Origin of the sequence: Maribacter sp. IgM3_T14_3 (assembly GCF_049603095.1) — a bacterium.
GTDB lineage: Bacteria > Bacteroidota > Bacteroidia > Flavobacteriales > Flavobacteriaceae > Maribacter.
In genome coordinates this window covers 400,170-421,949 of record NZ_CP187138.1, presented here as the reverse complement: position 1 = coordinate 421,949, position 21,780 = coordinate 400,170, and the positions used below count along the sequence as shown (strand labels likewise).

The following is a 21,780-nucleotide window of genomic DNA, read 5'->3' as shown; positions in this document are numbered from 1 at the left end:
TATGAAAAAGGGAGCATTTCTAGAAATCAATGAAGAACAGTTTAAGGCATTTGTAAAATTGCCCAAAGATACTTCTGTAGTGATGCTTAATTTATTGAAATTTAAAGAATTGGTGACAGAAACAGGTTTGTCGGGAGCTGATTCTTATAAAGAATATATGAAAAAAGCGACTCCTTTTTTTATAAAAGCAGAAGCAGAAATCTTATTTATGGGAAAAGAAAATACCATGTTAATAGGACCGGAAGACGAAGAATTATGGGATAAAATTTTACTCATAAAATATAAAACTATTTCAGATTTTTTAGAAATGATACAAACCGAAGGTTATCCTTCTCATTTAAGAAATCAAGCATTAGAAGATTCTCGGTTAATTCATTGTAGCTGAATAGAGGAATATAGATTGAAAAAATAACCAGGTACTAGTTAGATAGTAAATGAATCTTTTTTGCCACATCCAACGCAGTCAAGAATCTGGTAATACTAAAAGTTTAAAAAGGAACAAATGAATTTAAAAGACAAAATTGTAATTATAACAGGTGCGGGTAGTGGTATTGGCGCAGCAACGGCAAAACTTTTTGGAACACATGGTTCAAACGTTATTGTTTCTGATATTAATCTAGAGAACGCGAATAAAGTAGTTGAAGAAATAAAAAGTGCAGGTGGCACGGCATCGGCAGTCAAAACCGATGTAACCAAGTTTGAAGAAGTTGAAAGCTTAATAACAGGCACAGTTTCAAAATACGGTAGTCTTGATGTTATGGTAAATAATGCGGGTATTGGTGGAAAGCACCAAGCAAAAACGGCAGATCATACGCATGATGATTGGCATAATGTAATAGCCGTGAACCAAACTGGCGTATTTTATTGTATGCAGGCGGCCATAAAGCAAATGCTCGCTCAAGGAAAGGGGAATATAGTAAACGTAGCCTCGCTTGCAGGTTTGAAAGCATCGGGAAATAACTTGTCGTATAGCGCAAGCAAATTTGCAGTGGTAGGTATGACGAAGTCCGCCGCCTTAGAATATGGCAGAAAAAATATACGTGTAAATGCCGTTTGTCCTGGATTTACACACTCAGCACTATTAGAACAATTATTGTCCGTAAGTCCTGATATGGGCTCTAAACTTAAACGCTTTATACCAATGGGGCGCTTCGGTGAAGCAGATGAAATTGCAGAGGCAATCTGCTGGTTGGCTTCTGATAATTCTAAATTTATTACAGGTCAGACCATAACATTAGACGGAGGAACTTCATTATAAGAAACTATGAAAACATTAGAGATAACATATAAAGGTGATTATGCTATAGTTCAAATGAACCGTGGTAAAGTAAATGCGATCAATGCCGAAATGGTAAATGAATTATCGACTACGTTTCGTGACTTAGAAAAAAATGTAGTGGTAAAGGGAGTAATTCTAACAGGTCAGCCCCATTACTTTTCTGCAGGTTTAGATTTAATTGAATTGTATCAATATGATAAAGAACAAATCACTCATTTTTTCACTGTATTTGGTGCTTTATATCTTCAATTAGTCCAGTTTAAAAAACCATTTATCTCAGCAATTACCGGTCATTCTCCGGCAGGAGGTTGTGTATTGGCAGTGGCAAGTGATAATCGGTATATGGCAGAAGGAGACAAGTATGTTATAGGCTTAAATGAGGTAGCAGTTAACATTCAAATAAGTCAAAACCTAACAGAAGCATATGCATTTTGGATGGGCGATGGTTTGGCAAGTAGATATATTCTAGAAGGAAAATTACTATCTGGAAAAGAAGCATTGGCAGCCGGACTAGTAGATGAGTTAGTGCCTTTAGAAAATGTATTGGAACGTGCTGAAAAGCAGATGAAAATATATATGAGGGCAGACCAAGAGATTCTTATCAATACAAAAGCAAAACTTAGAAAGCACCTTTTAGATAAACTAGACTTAAATGCTGAAACTTCATTGAAAGAAGCATCAGAGCTTTGGTGGAAACCAGAAATTCGAGCCAAAATGAAAGCTTACGTCGAAAGTTTTTCCAGCAAGAAGAAGTAAAGTAAGGGGTACGAAATTTAAATTATTAGGTACAAATCAAACAGATTTCCTCTAGTAGGAATTTAAAAGATAAACGAACACATGAACAAACAATTATTATTTGTAAAAAGACCGCAAGGGGAAGCTGACGCTTCAACATGGTCATTAGTAACGACCCCTACACCTGAAATAGAAGAAGGTCAATTTTTGGTAAAACAACATTATGTATCACTAGATCCTGCTATGCGCGGGTGGATGAATGATGCAAGATCATATATAGCACCAATGGAAATCGGTTCGGTCATGAGAGCAGGATCTGTTGGCGAGGTAGTAGCCTCTAAAAATCCGAAATTTAAAGTAGGACAATATGTAGCTGGTACCGGTGGAGTTCAACAATATGCCGTAACTGATGGAACAGGTTTTTATCCTGTAGATCCAAAATTAGCTCCGTTACCCACATATATAGGTTCTTTAGGCATGCCGGGAATGACTGCTTTTTTCGGAATTCAAGAAGTGGGGAAGATTAAAGCAGGAGATATCGTAGTGGTATCTGGTGCTGCAGGAGCTGTGGGGAGCATCGTTGGTCAAATTGCCAAAATAAAAGGGTGTCATGTGGTAGGTATAGCCGGTGGCGCAGATAAATGTAAATATGTAGTTGACGAACTTGGTTTTGATGCTTGTATCGACTACAAAAATGAAGATATCAAAGCACGTTTGAAAGAAGAATGCCCAAAGGGATTAGATGTTTATTTTGATAATGTAGGTGGTGAAATTTTAGATGCCGTTTTAGGTAGATTAAGACTGCATGCAAGAATTGTTATTTGTGGTGCCATTTCTCAGTATAACAATAAAGAAGCGGTAAAAGGCCCAAGTAATTATTTATCACTTTTGGTCAATAGAGCGAGCATGACAGGTATCGTCGTTTTTGATTGGGCAGATAGATATAAAGAAGGAGCTGAACAATTAGGCATTTGGATGGCGCAAGGAAAAATAAAAAGCCGTGAAGATATTTACGAAGGAATTGAAAACTTCCCACAGACCTACAATCGACTTTTCTCAGGAGATAAAATGGGGAAATTGGTTTTGAAGGTCATAGAAGAATAAATAATAAAATACAAGCGCAAATACAAAAGTCAAATTCAGAAGGACAAAAGCTGAAATTTGAATTTGTATTTGAGTTTGACTTTTGAATTTTAATAGGTATGAAAGCAATACGATGTAATAAATACGGTCCGCCATCTTCTTTGGTATTAGAAGAAGTTGATAATTTAAAACCAAAGGCGAAGGAGGTTTTAGTAGCGGTAAAAGCATGCGGACTTAATTTTCCTGATACCCTAATAATACAAGGGTTGTATCAATTTAAACCAGAATTACCTTTTACACCAGGTAGTGATGTAGCAGGAGTTGTGAAAGAGGTAGGCGAAGGAGTAACCCATTTAAAAGTAGGTCAAGAAGTATTCGGTTTTGTAGCACACGGCGGTTTGGCAGAAGAAGTTATCGTACCTGCAAATGCTTGTTTTCCAAAACCACCACAAATGGATTTTCCGACAGCAGCGTCATTTTTAATGGCGTACGGTACTTCTTACCATGCATTAAAAGATAGAGGTGTATTGGCAGAAGGGAAAACTCTTTTAGTATTGGGGGCATCTGGTGGCGTAGGGTTGGCAGCTGTTGAGTTAGGTAAGTTAATGGGAGCAAAAGTTATTGCAGCAGCTTCAACAGATGAAAAACTATCCTTATGCCAGGAATATGGAGCTGACGCAACTATAAACTACACCACACAAGATTTAAAAGAATCAATTAAAGTTCTGACAGAAGGTAAAGGTGTAGATGTCATATATGATCCGGTAGGTGGTGCATATTCAGAAGCGGCATTTCGTGGTATGGCTAGAAACGGTAGGTATTTAGTGGTTGGATTTGCTGCTGGTGATATTCCGAAAATACCATTGAACCTTCCTTTATTAAAAGAAGCTTCTATTGTTGGTGTTTTTTGGGGAGCTTTTGCAATGAAAGATTCTAAAGCAAATATGGAAAATACAATGACTTTAATGAAATGGCATGCCCAGGGAAAATTGAAACCACATATTCACGCCATTTACAATTTGGAAGACACATCAAAAGCATTGGAAGAAATGACGAATAGAAAAGTGATGGGTAAGTTGATTGTGAAGATTGAGTAGGTTTTTTTTTAAGTACAAAGTACAAAGTACAAAGTAAAAAGTATGAAGATGAAATGTAGTTAATTTTTGATTATATGCTGTCGTTTAGTATGATACAGATTTTAAGAAAATATTGAAATTCAACATGGCTGTTATAAAAATCATTTGATTTTTATAACAGCCAACAGCCAACAGCCAACAGCCAACAGCCAACAGCCAACAGCCAACAGCCAACAGCCAACAGCCAACAACCAACAACCAACAACTAAAACTAAAAACCAAATGAGATTAGAAAATAAAGTAGCAGTAGTAACTGGTGGATCGAGAGGAATTGGTCAAGCTATATCCGAATTATTTGCTAAAGAAGGCGCAACGGTAATTATAGTAGATCTATTACCAGAAGGTCAAGAAGTTGCTGACGGAATCAATGCGAATGGAGGAAAAGCAGAATTTCATTCCGTTTCCGTAACAGATAAAGCTGCGATAGAAACCTTGTTCGCATCGATAAATGAGAAACATGGTAAGCTAGATATTTTAATAAATAATGCGGGAATCACCAGAGATAGAACCCTTGAAAAAATGAGCGAAGCAGAATTTGATTCCGTTGTTGAGGTGAACTTAAAAGGAGTCTTTTTATGTACACAAGCAGCAGCAGTGTATATGAGAGCAAACAAATATGGAAGAATTGTTAGTGCCGCTTCAAATGTAGGCTTACGAGGTAATTTTGGGCAAACAAATTATGCAGCCACTAAGGCCGGCGTTATTGCGATGGCAAAAACATGGACGATGGAACTTGGTAAATACGGTATAACAGCCAATGCTATTGCACCAGGTTTTACGATGACTAATATGGTAAATAAGATTCCGAAAGAGCATTTCGCAGCAATAGAAGCTAGTATCCCTTTAAAAACAGTAGCGCAACCTATCGATATTGCCTATGGTTATTTGTATTTGGCATCAGACGAGGCTCGTTTTGTTTCGGGTATTTGTTTAACGATAGATGGCGGAACTTCAAGATAAGATTATGGCAAAGTTAGAAATAGAAAATTTTGAAGAGTTTAAAAAGTTAGAAGGCAAACAACTTCCAGATGGCGATTGGATGACCGTTAACCAAGAAATGATCAATGATTTTGCTAAAGCCACGGGAGATTTTCAATGGATTCATGTAGACGCTGAAAAAGCAAAAAAACACTCACCCTTCAAAAAACCGGTAGCTCATGGTTTTATGTCAGTATCACTTATTTCGAAAATGTTAGAAGGCTCTATTCATGTAAAATCTGCACAAATGGGTGTAAACTATGGCTTGAATAAAGTCCGTTTTCCTAGTCCGGTATTAGTAGATAGCCGACTTCGATTAGTGGGAAGTATTTCAAATATCGAAAATTATGGCGACACCGGGTTAAAGGTGACATGGAACTGTACAATAGAAATAGAAGGCTCAGAAAAACCGGCATGTGTTGCTGAGTTTTTGAGCCTAATGTTCGAATAACACTTTTTATAATGGGTTTCTAAGTAGATACCTTTTGTAATTATTAAATGATTAACTTAAACAAAATAACAAACAATGACTAGACTGTTCGATCTTCTGTACCATCAACTAGAAAATCATCCACTTGAGAAATCGTTAAGTGGTCGAGATTTAAAAGGAAATTGGCAATCGTATAGTTCGCAGGCGGTCGTTGAAGCAGTTGAGCAAGCCGCTTCGGGTTTGTTAAGTCTAGGTTTACAGCCAGGTGATAAGGTCGGTATTGTGGTGTATAAAAACAGACCTGAGTTTGTAATCATGGATTTTGCTATACAGCTTGCAGGTATGGTGAGCGTTCCTTTATACCCAACGATTAGCGTAGGTGAGTATGAGTATATATTAAATGAGGCAGAAGTAAAAGCAGCGTTTTGTGGAACTGGCGATTTGTTTGATAAATTAACAGAAACTCAAAATAAGGTAAACAGCCTAAAGCATATTTTTACTTTTGATGAACATATAAAAGGCACATTTTGGAAAACTATTTTCGATTCAAAACATACCGATAGAATTACGGAAATAAAAAAAGGTATAGAAGGGCAAGATTTAGCTACTATTATTTATACTTCGGGCACCACAGGAAACCCAAAAGGGGTAATGCTGACACATAACAATATCATGCATGTGGTAAGGGAAACAGAGCCACATATGGCGGCGAAAACAGGAGATCAGGTATTAAGTTTTTTACCGATATGTCATATTTTTGAAAGAGCCGTTCTGTTCGTCTACATTCTAAAAAGCACAAATGTATTTTTTGCAGGAACCGATAATTTAAGTGGACCAGAAGGTGATTTGGCATTTGTAAAACCAGTCACTTTTGCGACAGTACCAAGATTGCTTGAAAAAATATATGAAGCTATTTACAATAAAGGATTATCGCTTGAGGGAACCAAGAAAAAACTGTTTTTCTGGGCATTGGCATTAACTGATGAGTGGGAACCAAATCAAAAGTTATCTTTCGTAAAAAAAATTAAATGGAAAATTGCCGACAAGCTAATTTTTAGCAAATGGCGAGAAGCTATGGGCGGTAATATAAATGCAATTGTTACCGGTGCAGCTCCTTGTCCTGTTAAGATTATGCGTGTTTTCTGCGCAGCGGGAATCCCGATTCGTGAAGGCTACGGACTAACCGAAACATCGCCAACGTTGACCGTAAATACTATGGAAATTGATGGGGTAATGTTAGGTACAGCAGGACCAATTATAGACGGAGTTCAAATATTAATCGATACAGAAAGTGGAGATTACCAAGAAGGTGAAGGTGAAATTTTAGCTCATGGACCAAATGTAATGTTGGGTTACTATAAAAAGCCAGAAGTTAATGCAGAGGTTTTTTGTGAAATAGACAATAAACGATGGTTTCGAACGGGTGATATCGGTAAATTGGTAAAAGGCCCTACAGGCCGTGAATATTTAAAGATTACAGATAGGAAAAAAGAACTGCTAAAAACTTCTGGTGGTAAATACGTCGCTCCGGCGCCTATTGAAAATAGATTACGTGAAGAGTTCTTGGTAGAGCAAATGATGGTAATTGGTGATAAGCAAAAATTCGTTTCGGCATTAATTGTACCTGCTGAAGAGGCACTTAGAAACTATTGCGGTAAAAAGGATATTTCTTGGACCAGTTTAGAAGAAATTATTCAACATGAAAAAGTAATAAAAAAGTATCAAAAAATAATTGACAAATATAATCCGGAGTTTAGTCACGTGGAGCAGATTAAGAAGTTTAAGCTTATTTCGACTCCATGGCTACCAGTTCATGAAAATGGTTCCGCTGCAGAATTAACGCCTACACTAAAATTAAAGCGTAGAGTTATTAGAGAAAAGTTTCAAAAAGAAATAGCTGAAATTTATTTAGAATAGTGTGCTATATACCTTGTTCTAAATGTTGAAATAAAGTTTATGGTTTATACCTTGCAGTTAACATGTAACTAGAAGCAAAAAAAAGAGAGAAAAACAAGCATTGGTTTTTCTCTCTTTTTTTTTTAAATCGGTAATCTATACGATATGGATGGACTAATATTTCGTTTTATCATTTTTAGAAGCCCAGTTATTAAAAACTTCGACAGCTTCTTCCTGTAGCATTTGTTTAAAGTGAATTTGTCTGTCTCGCATACCAACTTCTAATTCATCATAAATAAATTGGTCATCAAAATCAATCGCCTTTGCATCTGCTTTATCGCAACCGTAAAATACAGCTTTAGGTCTAGCCCAATAAATAGCACCAAAGCACATAGGGCAAGGCTCACAAGAGGTGTAGATAATACAGTCAGTAAGTTGAAAATCATTCAATTTTTTACAGGCATCTCTAATCACTACCATTTCAGCATGAGCAGTAGGGTCGTTTGTTGAAGTTACCTTGTTATGGCCTTCGGCAATAATTTCTCCATCTTTTACAACTACGGCACCAAATGGTCCGCCAGCATTTGAGTTCATTCCTTTTGCAGCCATTTCAATAGCCCTACGCATAAAAAACTCGTGATCATTCTTCATATATTCTTTTTATTTTTTAAATAATTGGGACGCAAAATTACGGTTTTTACAAGCATATAGATTGGTTTTCAATAAATCAACCTATTTGATTTTCTCATTAATCTTCCTAGATTGAAAGAAACCATAAATTTTCACGACAAAGATTGAACAATAATGTCATCATTTTGCATTAGTGTGATAACTTCTTGATATCAAAAACCTATAGTATAGTCCTTTTGATAGAAATAAACATAAACCAAACATCCCATGAAAAAACCAATTGCAATTGCCCAAGTAGACACTTTAGAAAACAAAAAACCAGAACACGCATTAGTCAATGGTTTGGATTTAGTAATCGTAAAATTTGATGAGAATATTTCTGTATTATACGGTAGATGTCTGCATAGAGGAGCTTTAATGTCAGACGGTCATGTAGATGGTCATAACCTTATTTGTGGTGTTCACGGTTGGGATTACAGAGTAGATACCGGAGTTTCAGAATACAATAACGCTGAGGTATTACATAAGTTTACTACTAAAATAGAGGGCGGTAGTCTTTTTGTAGATGAAGAAGAGATAGATGCTTATTTAGTAGACAGTCCGCAACCTTTTAATAGAGATGCTTATTTGGGCGCTTACGCAGATACACACCCTGAAGAAACAGAACCATATACAGGGTATATAAAAGAATTAGCTACCAACGGACTTAAAAATTTAGGGCATCACGGAGCTTCTGCTTCAATGGGAGTGGATAGAAATACGTTGCCAAAATGGAGCGATATTCAATTTTTGCCTGCCCAATTGGCTAGTAGACCGTTGCTAGATGAAGATGCTGTGGCTACAAAGGTGGTTATTGGACCTAAAGCCAAAAAGCCTTTACATTTAGATATTCCACTTTTTGTTAGTGATATGAGTTTTGGCGCATTATCTAGAGAAGCTAAAATAGCATTATCTAAAGGAGCGCAATTAGCAGGTACGGGTATTTGCTCAGGAGAAGGCGGCATGTTACCTCATGAGCAAGAAAACAACAGCAAGTATTTTTATGAATTAGCTTCGGCAAAGTTCGGATTTACTTGGCATAAGCTAGACAAAGTTCAAGCTTTTCATTTTAAAGGCGGACAAGGAGCTAAAACAGGTACTGGAGGTCATTTACCAGGTGCTAAAGTAAGTAAGGAAATTGCAGAGGTAAGAGGTTTAAAAGAAGGTGAGACGGCAATTTCACCAGCCACTTTCCCAGATTTTCATGGTGTAGATGACTTCAAATCTTTCGCAGCTCAGGTAAGAGAACGTACAGGTGGTATACCGATCGGATTCAAAATTGCAGCCAGTCATATAGAAAAAGATATTCAGTTTGCATTAGATGTAGGTGTAGATTATATCATTTTAGATGGTAGAGGTGGGGGAACAGGTTCTGCACCAACCATATTAAGAGATAATATCAATGTACCTACAATTCCTGCTTTGGCAAGAGCAAGAAAATATTTAGATAAAGTAGGTGCTACAGATGTCACTTTAGTAATTACAGGGGGTTTACGTATTGCAGAAGATTTTGGTAAAGCCCTTATGTTGGGTGCCGATGCTATTGCCGTATCTAATTCGGCCTTGCAGGCAATTGGCTGTTTAGGTATGCGTGCTTGCGGAAGTAACAACTGCCCTGTGGGTATTGCAACGCAAAAAGAATCATTGCGTAGTAGGTTGATTATTGATTCTTCGGCGAAACAATTACAGAACTATTTTGATGCCACAAACAACCTTATAAAAGTTATTGCGAGAGCTTGTGGTCATGATGATATTTCAAAATTTAATTTTGATGATCTATCTACTTTTAATCATGACATGCATCGTTTAACTGGAATTAATTACGGCGGTGTTAACGCTTAAAAACAATATAAAGATGGATAAAATGATGCACTTAGCAGCGCAATATTTAGCTGCTGCAGGAATAAGTTTTGTAGAGAAGAAAGCAGATGATAGTCATACCAATCTTGGCTGGTCTATTGATAAGCAATGTCTAGAAACTCACCCGTTTTCAACAACTGGAGATGTACTTGCCTTAAACTATACTACATTTTCATTAGAATGGATTTCCCCTAAGAACAATGCTTCTTTTGCTTTAGATGGTAAAACCCATCAACAAGTATTGGAGTGGTTAACGAATTCTGCGGATACATTTTTGGGTAAGAAATACATCTATGATTTTCATTACGAGCTACCGTATTCAATTGATGATTCTTTCACTTTTATACTTGATGCATATAAATTAAAGGAGCTCGCTGATCTGAGAACTTTAACGCAGTCTGGTCTTGAAAGAACACTTGAGGTAAATGGTTTGTCATCAGACATTCGTATTTGGCCCCATCATTTTGATTCAGGTGCTTATGTTATTATTTCTGATGATTTGTCTATAGGCTTTGGTTTAGCTGTACCCGATACGATGATTAATGAGCACTATTTTTATATCAGCGGATACAAAGGTCATAGCGGTTTAGATACTTCTAAGTTTGATGCTCTTTCTTTAGGTGAATGGAAAAACAACGGATTTAAAGGAGCAGTTTTACCTGCTACAAAAATTAATGAAGAAAAAGTGGTACAGTTTTTCACGAAAGCTATCAATACCTATAAAAAGTAACTATGCAAGTAACCAGTCTTTCGTTAGAAGCCTTTAAAGAAATGGATTATTGGGCGGTTGAAAAATACAACCTGTCCATTGAATTGATGATGGAAAATGCGGGGCTTCAACTAGCAAGATTAATCGCCAAAAAGGCAACTGAGACCTCTGTTATCACTATTGGCGTTGGTAATGGAAACAATGGCGGCGGCGGTTTAGTAGCTGCTCGCAGACTTGCTGCTTGGGGGTTTAAAGTGAATTTAGACTTGGTAGTTCCTATTACCAAAGACCTGCCAAAAGCACAATTAGAAAGAGCGTTGTTGTTTGGAGCTAAAGAAGGTATTCCCGAAACAACGGATATTTGGGTAGATGCCTATTTAGGATTCTCTCAAAGATTACCATTGTCAGATGCATTTGTAAAAAGTATTGCATTAGCCAACGCATCATCGGCATTTAAAATTTCGTTAGATATTCCTATTGGTATTTCTAAAGATGGAGCGCTTTTAGGATTCAAAGCCGACCAGGTAATGACTTTGGCAGCACCTAAAATTATTTTAGAGAAATTGCCAAACGAAGTAGATGTATATATGGCAGATTTAGGAATTCCTAAAGCAGTTTACAATCATTTTAATATTGCAATGCCAAATTTCAGTAAAAACCAATTGATAGCTTTATAACCACCAAATGACAAACCCAAAAGAAGAAGCCAAAGAAATTGATAAGCAATTAAGAAAAGAATTGGGTATTGATAAAGAGAAACTAAAAGAACTGAAGAAGAAACTAGCAAAAGTTGAGCCACGCTCAGAGCGTGGTGCAGAAACTTTGTTTCGTTTGGTATCTAAAAATCAGTATACCTTAAATACAATGATTGATAGAAAATCTAATATTCTTATTTCTATCAATGCACTTATTCTTTCTATTACCATTGGTACAGTTCTTAATCAGTTAGATAAAGATCCACACTTAATTTTTCCTGCTACAATTATGTTGCTTACCAACCTTATTTCAATTGGGTATGCCGTTTTTGCAACGAGACCGGAACTTACACATGGTAGTACAAGCACAAACAATTTGCTATTCTATGGTAATTTTAATACCATGAATGAAGAAGAATATACAGAAGAACTTACGAGCTTAATGTATAAAGGAGACGAGCTATATAAGACCATAGCAAGAGATACATTTCATTTAGGGAAAACTATTGATAGAAAATTCAAGCTTTTAAGAGCCTCTTTCCATGTTTTTCTAGTCGGCATTATTTTAGCCGTTATTGGGTTTATTGCCTGCCACGTTATGTTTACACTTTAGGAATAAAGTTAATTCATCAGTTCCGATTTCTCTTTTACCCTAAAACAGCGTTCTTCCCCTAAATAAAGCGGATTACCATGTTTTTCTGACCAAAATCCGTCTAAAACATCTTTATTAATACACTGGTATACATCAACACCTTTGTATATATTTTTGTCATCACCAGTATACCTAAAGTTGATTACCAGAATATTGTTTTTAAAAAATCCGGTGCCTGTTTGCTCTTGGTTTGTGTTAATAGTCCATTTTGCCACAATTCTATCATTTACATCCAAAGATAAAATCAACGTACCCTCGTAAGAGTTTGATTCTGCATCTTGGTTACTGCCTATAATATCATATTTCCCAACTAAATCTTTAACCGTCATATATTGTTTTATGAATGATGAAAGTATTGAAAATTTTGTGGTTTTATTTTTTGATTATGTATGTGAAGTGATTCGCTGTCTAATAAGATTTTTATTGATAATTTAAACAGATAAGTTTCCTTTGAAATTTTAAAAATCCATAAATTTAGAAAAACTTCAAAATGGTATTAACTATAAAAGATGCAACGTTCACTGGTGATATTCTAAACCAGATAGAGATTGCTGTCAAAAATGAACGAACTACGGTTAAAGAGTTGATATCTGCTCGAGTAGAATCTGAGGTCAACACGTATAATAAAAATCTCCCTGAATATTTTAAAGGTTTAATTCAGCCAAAGGAAGCTGAAAAAACATTGAATGGTTTTAAATTGAAAAACCGAGGTAAGCATATAGATATAGAGAAGCAGGTTTTGGTTGCTTTAGATGCATTTCAAAAGAATGGTTATTTTATACTTATAGATAATAAACAGGCAGAAGATTTAGAGCAAGAAGTGCTGGTTTCTACAACCACTGAAATAGCCTTTGTAAAACTTACGCAATTAGTTGGTGGGTAAATTATGAAAAATATTATTAAAAAATTATTCGGTTCAGATAATCAAATTGTGAGTAAACGAGAAATAAGTTCTGAAGTACAACAATTTGGTAAAGATTTCTTCATAGATGCCCAAGAGTATAGAGATGGTTATTCGGTAAAATTAACAGACATACAAAAGTATTCAGCCCTTAAGAAAAAGCCAGTCTCTTTTAGAAAAGAATTTGTTTTTGAATTAATTTACCTCAAAAACGGTCAATCTAAAACAGATTGGGGAGACGATGCATACTTTTTTAAAGACACCGCTAAAAACGTGATGAGCTTGTTAATTAGAGCTTCTGATGTATATTTTGACGATGATGATATTTCAGATATTATACAGGGTTTTCTTTTTGGTGATAATGGAAGTTTAAATAGCTGGAATTGGCCTATAGTTCCGCTAGTAGGAAAAATAGAGGCAGAGGTTAAAAAATCTGGACTTTCACCAGAGTTAAGCGACACATTAAGTATTTTACATAAGGCTATAACTAAAAGTAATTATTTGTCTGCAGATGAAATACGTTTGGGTAATAGAGTTGCGAATATTGGTAAACTAACATCGGAATTCGAAATTAACCGCACTGACGCTCTAGGTAATAGTATTTATGATACCCTTACTTCTTTGAAAGAAGGCGATCAAGCCGTGTTCAAAGAATTATTAGAACACTTTTCTAAAGGTGGCGGTAAAAGTGCACCTGCCAATTCTTGGTTAAAAACATCTCACGAGTTAATTACTAAAATAGGGGTTGATGAGTTAAGGTCACATTTTATTAAATGGATTGAAGTAACCCTAGATATCTTTCGAGAGATTCACAAAAACCAAGAATATGAATTTGATTTTATTGCAGATAAGAATATGCAAATATTAAGGTCTGCAGTTTGGTCTTGTTCTACAATTAATGACGATGAACTAAACCAAATAATAGAAGTTTTAGGCTTATTGAGTTTTAAGAAGTTAAGGAATGTTGGAGCATTAAGTGCAAAATTAGGGAATGGATGTATTTATACTTTTTCTAAACTTCCGTATCAAGATGGTATTTCTAGGCTTACCAAATTTAGAATGAAAATTAAGTACCCATCAGTGCAATCGATAATTACAAAAGCAATTGAACGTGTTGCAAAAGCTGAGGGTAAAACAATGTATGAAATTGAAGAATTGGCTGTTCAAGACTTAGGTTTAAATTCTGATTTTCAGCTTATTCAAAAATTTGGAGAATATCAAGCTTTGGGGACTATTCAAAGTAGTTCTAGTTTTAGTTTGCTTTGGGAAAATGAAAGCGGTAAGAAGATAAAATCGATTCCGAAATTTGTTAGGGATAATTTTGCGGTAGAATTAAAAGAATATAAGAAAAAAGTAAAAGACATACAGTCGAACCTAACTGCTCAAAGAAGTAGAATTGAAAAGATATTTTTAGCTAAGCGTGAATGGGACTTTGAGCAATGGAAAAAGCTGTATTTAGATAATAATCTATTACGCTTTTTTGGGACTAAATTAATTTGGAGTTTTACGATAGGTGATAAAACTACGAGTGTTATTTATAAAAATAACGACTTTATAGATGTCAACGGGGTCATTTTAAAAAACTGTACTAATGCCAAAGTCAAATTATGGCACCCAGTTAATGCTTCTGTTGATGAAGTACAATCGTGGCGAAGATGGTTAGAAAAAAATGAAATAAAACAACCGTTTAAACAAGCGCATAGGGAGTTGTATATTGTAACAGATGCAGAAAAAACTACAAATACGTATTCAAATAGGTTTGCGGCACATGTTTTGAGACAACATATATTTATTGCTCTTTGTAGGGAACGTGGTTGGGCGTATACGCTTCAAGGTCAATGGGATTCTCACAACACTCCTGTTTTAAAAATTTTAGCTTGGAAATACCGCGTAGAATTTTGGGTAGAAGGTATTCAAGACTCCGCCAATGATTCTGGAATTTTCAACTATTTACAGACAGATCAAGTTCGTTTCTTTGATCAGGAGAGTCAAGTAGAAATGGATAAAGTACCTGCGATAGTTTTTTCTGAGGCAATGAGAGATATAGACCTTTTTGTGGGGGTTACAAGTATTGGTGCAGACCCTAACTGGCGAGATGGCGGAGAAGAAAGATATCATGGGTATTGGGCAGATTTTTCATTCGGTAACCTCGCTGTAAGTGGTCAAGAACGAAAAGAACTTCTAGAAAATCTAATTCCAAAATTGAAGATTGCAAATCAATGTTCTTTTGAGGGTAATTTTTTAGTAGTAAAAGGAGATATAAGAATTTACAAAATACATTTAGGTAGTGGTAATATATTAATGAAGCCAAATGATCAGTATTTGTGTATTGTAGCAGATCGATCTAAACGTGAAAATGAGGTGTTTCTGCCATTCGAGGGTGACTCGACATTATCGGTAATTTTAAGTAAAGCATTAATGCTAGCAGATGATACCAAGATAAAAGACAGAACGATTGTTAGTCAGATTAAAAGCTAGTGATGCATTAAACACCTGTTACGGATTAAAAGATTAAACGAATTTGGAGAAAGCAATTTTAATAGGTTTAGTGATCATAGGTTTTGTGACAAATGGATATACACAAGAAGAAAAGTATGGTGATAATCAGCCATTTTCTTCATATTGGTTTGTAGAAGAGCTATTACAATGGTCTCCACAAAGTGACAATGACGCTAAATTTAATATAAGTGAAGTGAGCCTGGCAAGTCGCTTTTTAAATGATTCGACAGACTTAAATAATGGCGCCGATAAAATTCCTGGTATTATAGCATTGATGGCGCCACATACTACCAATTTTCATCCATCACAAGGGTTTTCTACTGTAAAGCAATATGCATTCCCGTTTTGGCAATACATAGATTATTTTGTGCAATGGGGTGGTTCAGCCAATGAGGGAATAATTGTGCCACCAACTGCTTTCTGGACAGACTCCGCACACAAAAACGGAGTTAAGAGTATAGGTACCGTATTTTTTCCGCCTAACGTATATGGAGGTAAAGAAGAATGGGTGTACCAGTTTTTGGTGCAGAATGATGATGGTAGCTTTCCCGTTGCAGATAAACTCATTGAGGTTGCCGATACGTATAATTTTGACGGTTGGTTCATAAATCAAGAGACGTATAACCTGGTGGGCGATATGGGTCAATTGATGCAACAATTCATATCTTATTATAGAACACAATCAAATTTAAAATTGGTCTGGTATGATGCCATGATTGATGATTCTAGGGTAATATGGCAAGATGAGCTGAATAACCATAATCAGATGTTTTTTCAAAAAGAGGACAGAAGTATGTCTGATGTATTCTTTATTAACTTTAGATATCATGAAGTAAATTTAGAAGATAGTAAAAAAGCAGCTCAAGAATTGGGAAGAAGCGAATGGGAACTATATGCTGGTATAGATGTTCAATCTAAAAGTTTTAAAACTCCCGTAAAATGGGATGTTTTATATAAGGATGGTAAACCAAACAATACATCTATAGGCTTGTACTGGTCAAATTCCACTTTCGATATATCAGAAACGAAATCTCCTGAAGATGTTTACAACAACGAACAAAAGTTTTGGAATGGTGGTCCGTCATTTGAAACACGTTTTGGAACTAACACTTGGCAAGGCTTTGCAGATTATTTTGAACCACGCAGTGTTATCAAAGAATTACCTTTTAAAACGAACTTTAATTACGGCTTGGGTCGTTTTTATAATGAAAAGGGCAAGACTGTTTCTAAAAAAGAATGGCATAACCTCAGTATTCAAAATGTATTACCTACTTGGCAATTTCAAGTAGACAGCACCAAAGTAAATGCTACTATTAGTTTTGATGAAAGTTATGAAGGTGGCAGTAGTTTGTTTTTTGAAGGATTGGCAGATGCAAAAATTCCGCTATACAAAACAAAACTAAGTTTAGATAAGTCCTTTAGTCTTCAGGTGGTATCGAAGACAGTTGGTAATTTGAATATGCAAATCTATTGTCAACTATCAAACGGAGAAACTTTGACATTTCCTTTAAAGAAATCGAGTTCATGGTTTGCGAATTCTATTTTTATTCCTGCATATGAAAATACCATCATATCTAAAATCGGATTATTGACGAAAGGTGAGGGTAACGCATTTCTGGGCGAATTATCCATCCGCAGTAAAAAAGAGAAAATACCAGTAACTTCATCATTTTCTGTGGAATCGTTTGTTAAGGGGAATACCGCAGAGTTATATATTCATTTTAACGAAAAACCAGAAGGGGTATATCATACAATTTACCATATAAATACAAAAAATGAAAAGGTGTGGTTAGGCAAAACTCCTTCGCAAAATTTTTATATTTCCAACATTCTTACAAAAGATAGCCTAATAAACTTAGAAGTTCAATCTGAAAGTTTTGGAGGTACAAAGGGCAAAATAATCCGTAAAAAGGTGATTTTGTCTCACTAGCTAAAGTTGTTCTTTAAGTAAAAAATATAATGCTTAGGTTGATGTGATTTTAGCTATATAATTGATAAAAAACTACTTAGAGATATACATATTTAATTCGATAAAATACCTCAAGGTTAATAGTATGTTATCTCGAAAATTTATCTATGAGATTTTTGATAAAAAATATTTTATAAAAGTTTTAGGTAAAGTATTTCTTTAATAAAATTTAATTTTTGTCTTCAGATAATTTGTTGTAAGTGTTTGTTTATTAGTTTTTTATATCGATATTTTAATAATATTATCATCAAGTTATTTTGTCTCAAAAATGAAATTGTTGATAACCCTGTTAAAAGCTTAAAGAGGATAATGTGAAATTAAGGTGATTAATTTTCGACCTTTACATCTCTCTTATTAACTACATCATTAACCTTAATTTAACATGAGAATCACAGAAGTCATAAAAAGGGATTTTTCTACAAAACCTTTTCATTTACACAAGATAACTAATGCCATTTTAAAGGCTATGACAGCTGTTGAACATGGTGGGCCCGGTGAAGCCGAAATAATATCGAATAATGTTCATTTAGCATTGCTAGAAAGGAAGCAGGCAGATGAAAGTTATATTCCTACAGTTGAAGAAGTTCAAGATTTCGTTGAGAATAAATTAATGGAAAGTGGTTATTTCGATGTAGCGAAGGGTTATATCCTGTATCGAAATGAACAAGCGCAAAAAAGAAAATCGAACATCTTCGAAAAGCGTATAAATCTTAAACCATATGAGTACCCTGCATTAAATGATTATGTATCAGCCATAAGACATTCATATTGGATTCATACCGAATTTAACTTTACAAGCGATATTCAAGATTTTAAAACTGGGTTGACCGATATTGAAAGAAACGCAATTAAGAATACCATGTTGGCGATATCTCAAATCGAGGTTGCTGTAAAAGGTTTTTGGGGAGATATTTATCACAAAATGCCGAAGCCGGAAATTGGAGCGGTAGGAGCAACATTTGCAGAGAGTGAAGTTAGACACCACGATGCATATTCGCATTTGTTAGAAATATTAGGTTTAAACGAAGAGTTTAAAAACTTGAAGAAGAAACCGGTAATAATGAAGAGGGTTCATTATTTAGAAACGGCTCTTAAAAATTCTAAGAGCGAGAATAATCAAGAATATGCCGAGTCGGTTTTATTGTTCTCATTATTTATAGAACATGTGTCTTTATTTTCTCAGTTCTTGATTATGATGGCTTTCAATAAGCACAAGAATATGTTTAAAGGTATCTCTAATGTTGTAGAGGCTACCTCTAAAGAAGAGCAAATTCACGGCGATTTCGGTATCGATATTATAAATATTATTAAGGATGAAAATCCTAAATGGTTCGATAAAGAATTTCATGGTACCGTTCAAGAAATGTGTAAAGAAGCATTTTTATCGGAAAGTGATATTATAGATTGGATTTTTGAAGCCGGTGAAATTGATTTCTTACCTAAGAAATTAGTAAAAGAATTCATTAAAAAGAGATTTAACGATTCTATAGAAAGTATAGGTATCGAAAAAATATTCGAGGTAGACGAAGAATTACTATCGCAAACAGAATGGTTCGATGATGAAATTATCGGTACCAAGCATGGCGATTTCTTCGTAAAACGCTCTATCAATTACAGCAAAAGAACACAAAGTATAACCAGTGACGACTTATTTTAAATGAACGATTCAAAAATTAATTTAGAGACTAGCATACAACAAGAAGTAAAATTGAATGGTTCAAATGAACTGGTACAAGCTAGAAAAGAAACACTTGAGAGCCTGAAAAAGGACAAAAATGAAGGGTTTGAGTGGTTAAATGAAGATAGCCGTAACTTTTTAGGTTCTGGTTATTTAACTCCGGGTGTTTCAGCAGAAACACGTATTCGTGAAATTGCAGATAGAGCTGAAAAAATATTGGGTATGCCTGGTTTTTCAGACAAATTCTACGGTTACATGAGTGAAGGTTTTTACTCATTGGCGTCACCAGTTTGGTCTAACTTCGGAAAAGAAAGAGGATTGCCAATTAGCTGTTTTGGGTCTAATATATCTGATGACATGGGTAACATTTTGTATACGCAGTCAGAAGTTGGTATGATGTCTAAATTAGGCGGTGGTACATCTGGTTATTTTGGTAACATTAGACATAGAGGAGCAGAAGTTAAAAATAATGGTAAAGCTTCAGGAGCGGTGCATATTATGCAACTTTTCGAATCTATGGTAGATGTAGTAAGCCAAGGTTCTGTTCGTCGCGGTCGTTTTTCTCCATACTTACCTGTTGAGCATGCAGATATTAAAGAATTCTTAGAAATTGGTACCGAAGGTAACCCAATTCAAGAGCTTACTCATGGTGTTACGGTAACCAATGAGTGGATGCAACAAATGGTAGATGGCGATAATGAAAAGCGTTCTATCTGGGCAAAGGTATTACAGAGAAGAGGTGAAATGGGGTATCCTTATATCTTCTTTAAAGATAACGCTAACAATGGTGCTGCAGATGTGTACAGAGAAAAAGGACACAAAATTCATGCAAGTAACCTTTGTACAGAAATCATGCTGCCATCAAGTGATGAGTGGTCGTTTGTATGCGTATTATCGTCTGTAAACGTTCTACATTATGATAAATGGAAAGATACCGATGCTGTAGAAACAATGGTATTCTTTTTAGATGCGGTTATTACTGAATTCTGTGAAAAATTAGAAGCTTACCGTGATTCTGAAAGTCGTGAGGATCGCCAGACTTTTATGTTTATGGAGCGTGCTTACAACTTCGCAAAAGATAACCGTGCTTTAGGTTTAGGTGTTTTAGGATGGCATTCATTATTACAATCTAAAATGTTGCCTTTTAACAGTCAAGAAGCATATAATTTGAATAGTGAAATATTCAAAACAATAAAAGAAAAGTCATACAGTGCTTCAGAAGAGTTAGCCGATAAATTCGGTGAGCCAGCAGTATTGAAAGGCTATGGTAGAAGAAATGCAACGTTGAATGCAATAGCACCAACAACATCTTCAGCATTTATTTTAGGTCAGGTATCTCAAGGTATTGAGCCAATATGGTCTAATACTTATGTAAAAGATATTGCTAAAGTGAAGACTACGATTAGAAATCCTTTCTTAGTAGAACTTTTAGAGGATAAGGGAATGAACACAACAGAAGTGTGGCATAGCATTCGTGATTTTGACGGATCTGTACAGCATTTAGATTTCCTTTCAGACTTAGAGAAAGATGTCTTTAAAACATATTCTGAAATTGACCAGATGGATATCATCTATCAAGCAGCGAACAGACAAAACCATATTGACCAAGGTCAGTCGGTGAATATTATTGTTCATCCAGATATGCCAGTTAAAGAAATCAATAAGATTCACGTAACTGCATGGAAATTAGGTTTGAAGTCATTATACTACCAACATAGTATGAATGCGGCACAAAAATTCAAGCAAAAGAAAGATTGCGCTAGTTGTGAGGCTTAAGCCTTTAATGAACTAGAATAGTATTAAGATTTAAATCTGGTGTTTTAGCAAGCAAGTAATGTTTGTTTAAAGCACCAGATTTTTTTATGGCAATTTGGTATGTTACGCGATAGGTAGACAAGTGAGAATATGCAGATTTTATAACCGAAGGTAGTTAAATTGAATAGTTAAGACGAGATAACTACTGCCATGAAATTACTAGGTGTACTTTTAATGTACTTTAAGAACGGTCTCTATTTCTAGATTTACGTTTGCTTTTTATAAAATCAAGAAGTTTACTAGAAAGGAATGTGATGACCAAACTCTTAATAGTCCCTTTTTGACTAAAAGTAGCTCCTAATCCCTGTCTTAGCTGTTGTGGTACTAAATCTGTTTTAGCGCTATTAAACTGCAGTTTAATGCTTTCTTGGGCGATTAGACGTTGAAGATTAAGAACTTTCAAGCGTTCATCTATTTCTTCAAAAGAATGGTATTGCTTGCTCATAATCAGTCAAAATAATATTTAGATAATTTTTTAAGTACAGGTTTGTTAAGTTGTTCTCTAAATATATAGAGCATAATTGCTGTAAGAATATAAAACCCGGCTACGATAATAAAACCAATGAAGTAACTGTTCATTAGTTCAGATAGCCACAAACAGGCTGCGAATGAAAGAAATAATAATGCGAACAGACTACTGATACCTATTAAAAAAAGCTTCAATAAACCAGTAGTGTTTTTTGATAGGACTTTAAATATTTTAAGTCTATAGTATTCGTCGCTATGTTCTAAATATGACCCCATTTCGGATTTTAGTCCCATGAGGTCATTTTTTAATTCTTCAAAAGCCATAGCT

At 35.2% G+C, this 21,780-nt stretch carries 21 protein-coding genes; 17 read left to right on the top strand and 4 right to left on the bottom strand.

Translation table 11 applies throughout. The features are described 5' to 3' along the window. Position 1 precedes the first annotated feature (1 nt). The 8 genes from ACPF9A_RS01960 to ACPF9A_RS01925 all read left to right on the top strand — a co-directional run bounded on the left by ACPF9A_RS01960 (position 2) and on the right by ACPF9A_RS01925 (position 7,558). Positions 2-385 carry a DUF1330 domain-containing protein gene (locus tag ACPF9A_RS01960; protein WP_424001175.1) on the top strand — a complete coding sequence of 128 codons (384 nt, stop codon included), beginning with the start codon at positions 2-4 and terminating at the stop codon, positions 383-385. A 117-nt stretch (positions 386-502) separates the two neighbouring features. Continuing rightward, positions 503-1,258: an SDR family NAD(P)-dependent oxidoreductase gene (locus ACPF9A_RS01955; RefSeq protein ID WP_424001173.1), complete on the top strand. Its 756-nt coding sequence runs from the start codon at positions 503-505 to the stop codon at positions 1,256-1,258. 6 nt (positions 1,259-1,264) lie between these two features. Beyond that, positions 1,265-2,035, top strand: a complete 771-nt coding sequence (locus tag ACPF9A_RS01950; protein WP_424001171.1) for an enoyl-CoA hydratase/isomerase family protein — start codon at positions 1,265-1,267, stop codon at positions 2,033-2,035. Positions 2,036-2,116: 81 nt separating this feature from the next. After that, on the top strand, positions 2,117-3,118 hold the full coding sequence (locus tag ACPF9A_RS01945; RefSeq protein WP_424001169.1) for an NADP-dependent oxidoreductase: 1,002 nt from the start codon (positions 2,117-2,119) through the stop codon (positions 3,116-3,118). Positions 3,119-3,216: 98 nt separating this feature from the next. Beyond that, a complete protein-coding gene (locus ACPF9A_RS01940; RefSeq protein ID WP_424001167.1) occupies positions 3,217-4,194 on the top strand; it encodes an NADPH:quinone oxidoreductase family protein in 978 nt (325 codons plus the stop codon). Positions 4,195-4,338: 144 nt separating this feature from the next. Beyond that, complete coding sequence (locus tag ACPF9A_RS01935) at positions 4,339-5,193, top strand: SDR family NAD(P)-dependent oxidoreductase (protein WP_424001165.1); 855 nt, start codon at positions 4,339-4,341, stop codon at positions 5,191-5,193. A 4-nt stretch (positions 5,194-5,197) separates the two neighbouring features. Next, positions 5,198-5,662, top strand: coding sequence for a MaoC family dehydratase (locus ACPF9A_RS01930; RefSeq protein WP_424001163.1), 465 nt, complete (start codon positions 5,198-5,200; stop codon positions 5,660-5,662). Between the two features lie 75 nt (positions 5,663-5,737). Then, positions 5,738-7,558 carry an AMP-dependent synthetase/ligase gene (locus ACPF9A_RS01925; RefSeq protein WP_424001161.1) on the top strand — a complete coding sequence of 607 codons (1,821 nt, stop codon included), beginning with the start codon at positions 5,738-5,740 and terminating at the stop codon, positions 7,556-7,558. 153 nt (positions 7,559-7,711) lie between these two features. Here ACPF9A_RS01925 and ACPF9A_RS01920 read toward each other — a convergent pair whose 3' ends face one another. Next, a complete protein-coding gene (locus tag ACPF9A_RS01920; protein ID WP_424001159.1) occupies positions 7,712-8,188 on the bottom strand; it encodes a nucleoside deaminase in 477 nt (158 codons plus the stop codon). Positions 8,189-8,434: 246 nt separating this feature from the next. Here ACPF9A_RS01920 and ACPF9A_RS01915 point away from each other — a divergent pair, with 246 nt between their 5' ends. From ACPF9A_RS01915 to ACPF9A_RS01900, 4 genes are read left to right on the top strand one after another with little or no spacing between them, the layout of a single operon-like run. Next, a complete protein-coding gene (locus ACPF9A_RS01915) occupies positions 8,435-10,048 on the top strand; it encodes a glutamate synthase-related protein (protein ID WP_424001157.1) in 1,614 nt (537 codons plus the stop codon). A gap of 22 nt (positions 10,049-10,070) precedes the next feature. Further along, on the top strand, positions 10,071-10,796 hold the full coding sequence (locus ACPF9A_RS01910; RefSeq protein WP_424001155.1) for a hypothetical protein: 726 nt from the start codon (positions 10,071-10,073) through the stop codon (positions 10,794-10,796). Between the two features lie 2 nt (positions 10,797-10,798). Further along, entirely contained in the window at positions 10,799-11,452 is a 654-nt protein-coding gene (locus ACPF9A_RS01905; protein ID WP_424001153.1) for an NAD(P)H-hydrate epimerase, read from the top strand. 7 nt (positions 11,453-11,459) lie between these two features. Continuing rightward, on the top strand, positions 11,460-12,083 hold the full coding sequence (locus ACPF9A_RS01900) for a Pycsar system effector family protein (protein ID WP_424001151.1): 624 nt from the start codon (positions 11,460-11,462) through the stop codon (positions 12,081-12,083). A gap of 8 nt (positions 12,084-12,091) precedes the next feature. Here the strand turns inward: ACPF9A_RS01900 and ACPF9A_RS01895 are convergent, their stop codons facing one another. Then, positions 12,092-12,451 carry a hypothetical protein gene (locus tag ACPF9A_RS01895; protein ID WP_424001149.1) on the bottom strand — a complete coding sequence of 120 codons (360 nt, stop codon included), beginning with the start codon at positions 12,449-12,451 and terminating at the stop codon, positions 12,092-12,094. Positions 12,452-12,612: 161 nt separating this feature from the next. Here ACPF9A_RS01895 and ACPF9A_RS01890 point away from each other — a divergent pair, with 161 nt between their 5' ends. The 5 genes from ACPF9A_RS01890 to ACPF9A_RS01870 all read left to right on the top strand — a co-directional run bounded on the left by ACPF9A_RS01890 (position 12,613) and on the right by ACPF9A_RS01870 (position 20,945). Beyond that, positions 12,613-13,005, top strand: a complete 393-nt coding sequence (locus ACPF9A_RS01890) for a hypothetical protein (RefSeq protein WP_424001147.1) — start codon at positions 12,613-12,615, stop codon at positions 13,003-13,005. Between the two features lie 3 nt (positions 13,006-13,008). Then, the gene (locus ACPF9A_RS01885; RefSeq protein WP_424001145.1) at positions 13,009-15,501 is read left to right on the top strand and encodes a DUF4132 domain-containing protein; all 2,493 of its coding nucleotides are present in this window, start codon (positions 13,009-13,011) and stop codon (positions 15,499-15,501) included. Positions 15,502-15,544: 43 nt separating this feature from the next. Beyond that, a complete protein-coding gene (locus ACPF9A_RS01880; protein ID WP_424001143.1) occupies positions 15,545-17,452 on the top strand; it encodes an endo-beta-N-acetylglucosaminidase in 1,908 nt (635 codons plus the stop codon). A 421-nt stretch (positions 17,453-17,873) separates the two neighbouring features. Further along, complete coding sequence (locus ACPF9A_RS01875) at positions 17,874-19,148, top strand: ribonucleotide-diphosphate reductase subunit beta (protein WP_424001141.1); 1,275 nt, start codon at positions 17,874-17,876, stop codon at positions 19,146-19,148. Beyond that, on the top strand, positions 19,149-20,945 hold the full coding sequence (locus ACPF9A_RS01870; RefSeq protein WP_424001139.1) for a ribonucleoside-diphosphate reductase subunit alpha: 1,797 nt from the start codon (positions 19,149-19,151) through the stop codon (positions 20,943-20,945). A gap of 220 nt (positions 20,946-21,165) precedes the next feature. Here the strand turns inward: ACPF9A_RS01870 and ACPF9A_RS01865 are convergent, their stop codons facing one another. Together ACPF9A_RS01865 and ACPF9A_RS01860 are read right to left on the bottom strand one after the other, a co-directional pair. Then, positions 21,166-21,429 carry a hypothetical protein gene (locus ACPF9A_RS01865; protein ID WP_424001137.1) on the bottom strand — a complete coding sequence of 88 codons (264 nt, stop codon included), beginning with the start codon at positions 21,427-21,429 and terminating at the stop codon, positions 21,166-21,168. Positions 21,430-21,431: 2 nt separating this feature from the next. Then, on the bottom strand, positions 21,432-21,776 hold the full coding sequence (locus ACPF9A_RS01860; RefSeq protein WP_424001135.1) for a phage holin family protein: 345 nt from the start codon (positions 21,774-21,776) through the stop codon (positions 21,432-21,434). Between the last annotated feature and the right edge of the window lie 4 nt (positions 21,777-21,780).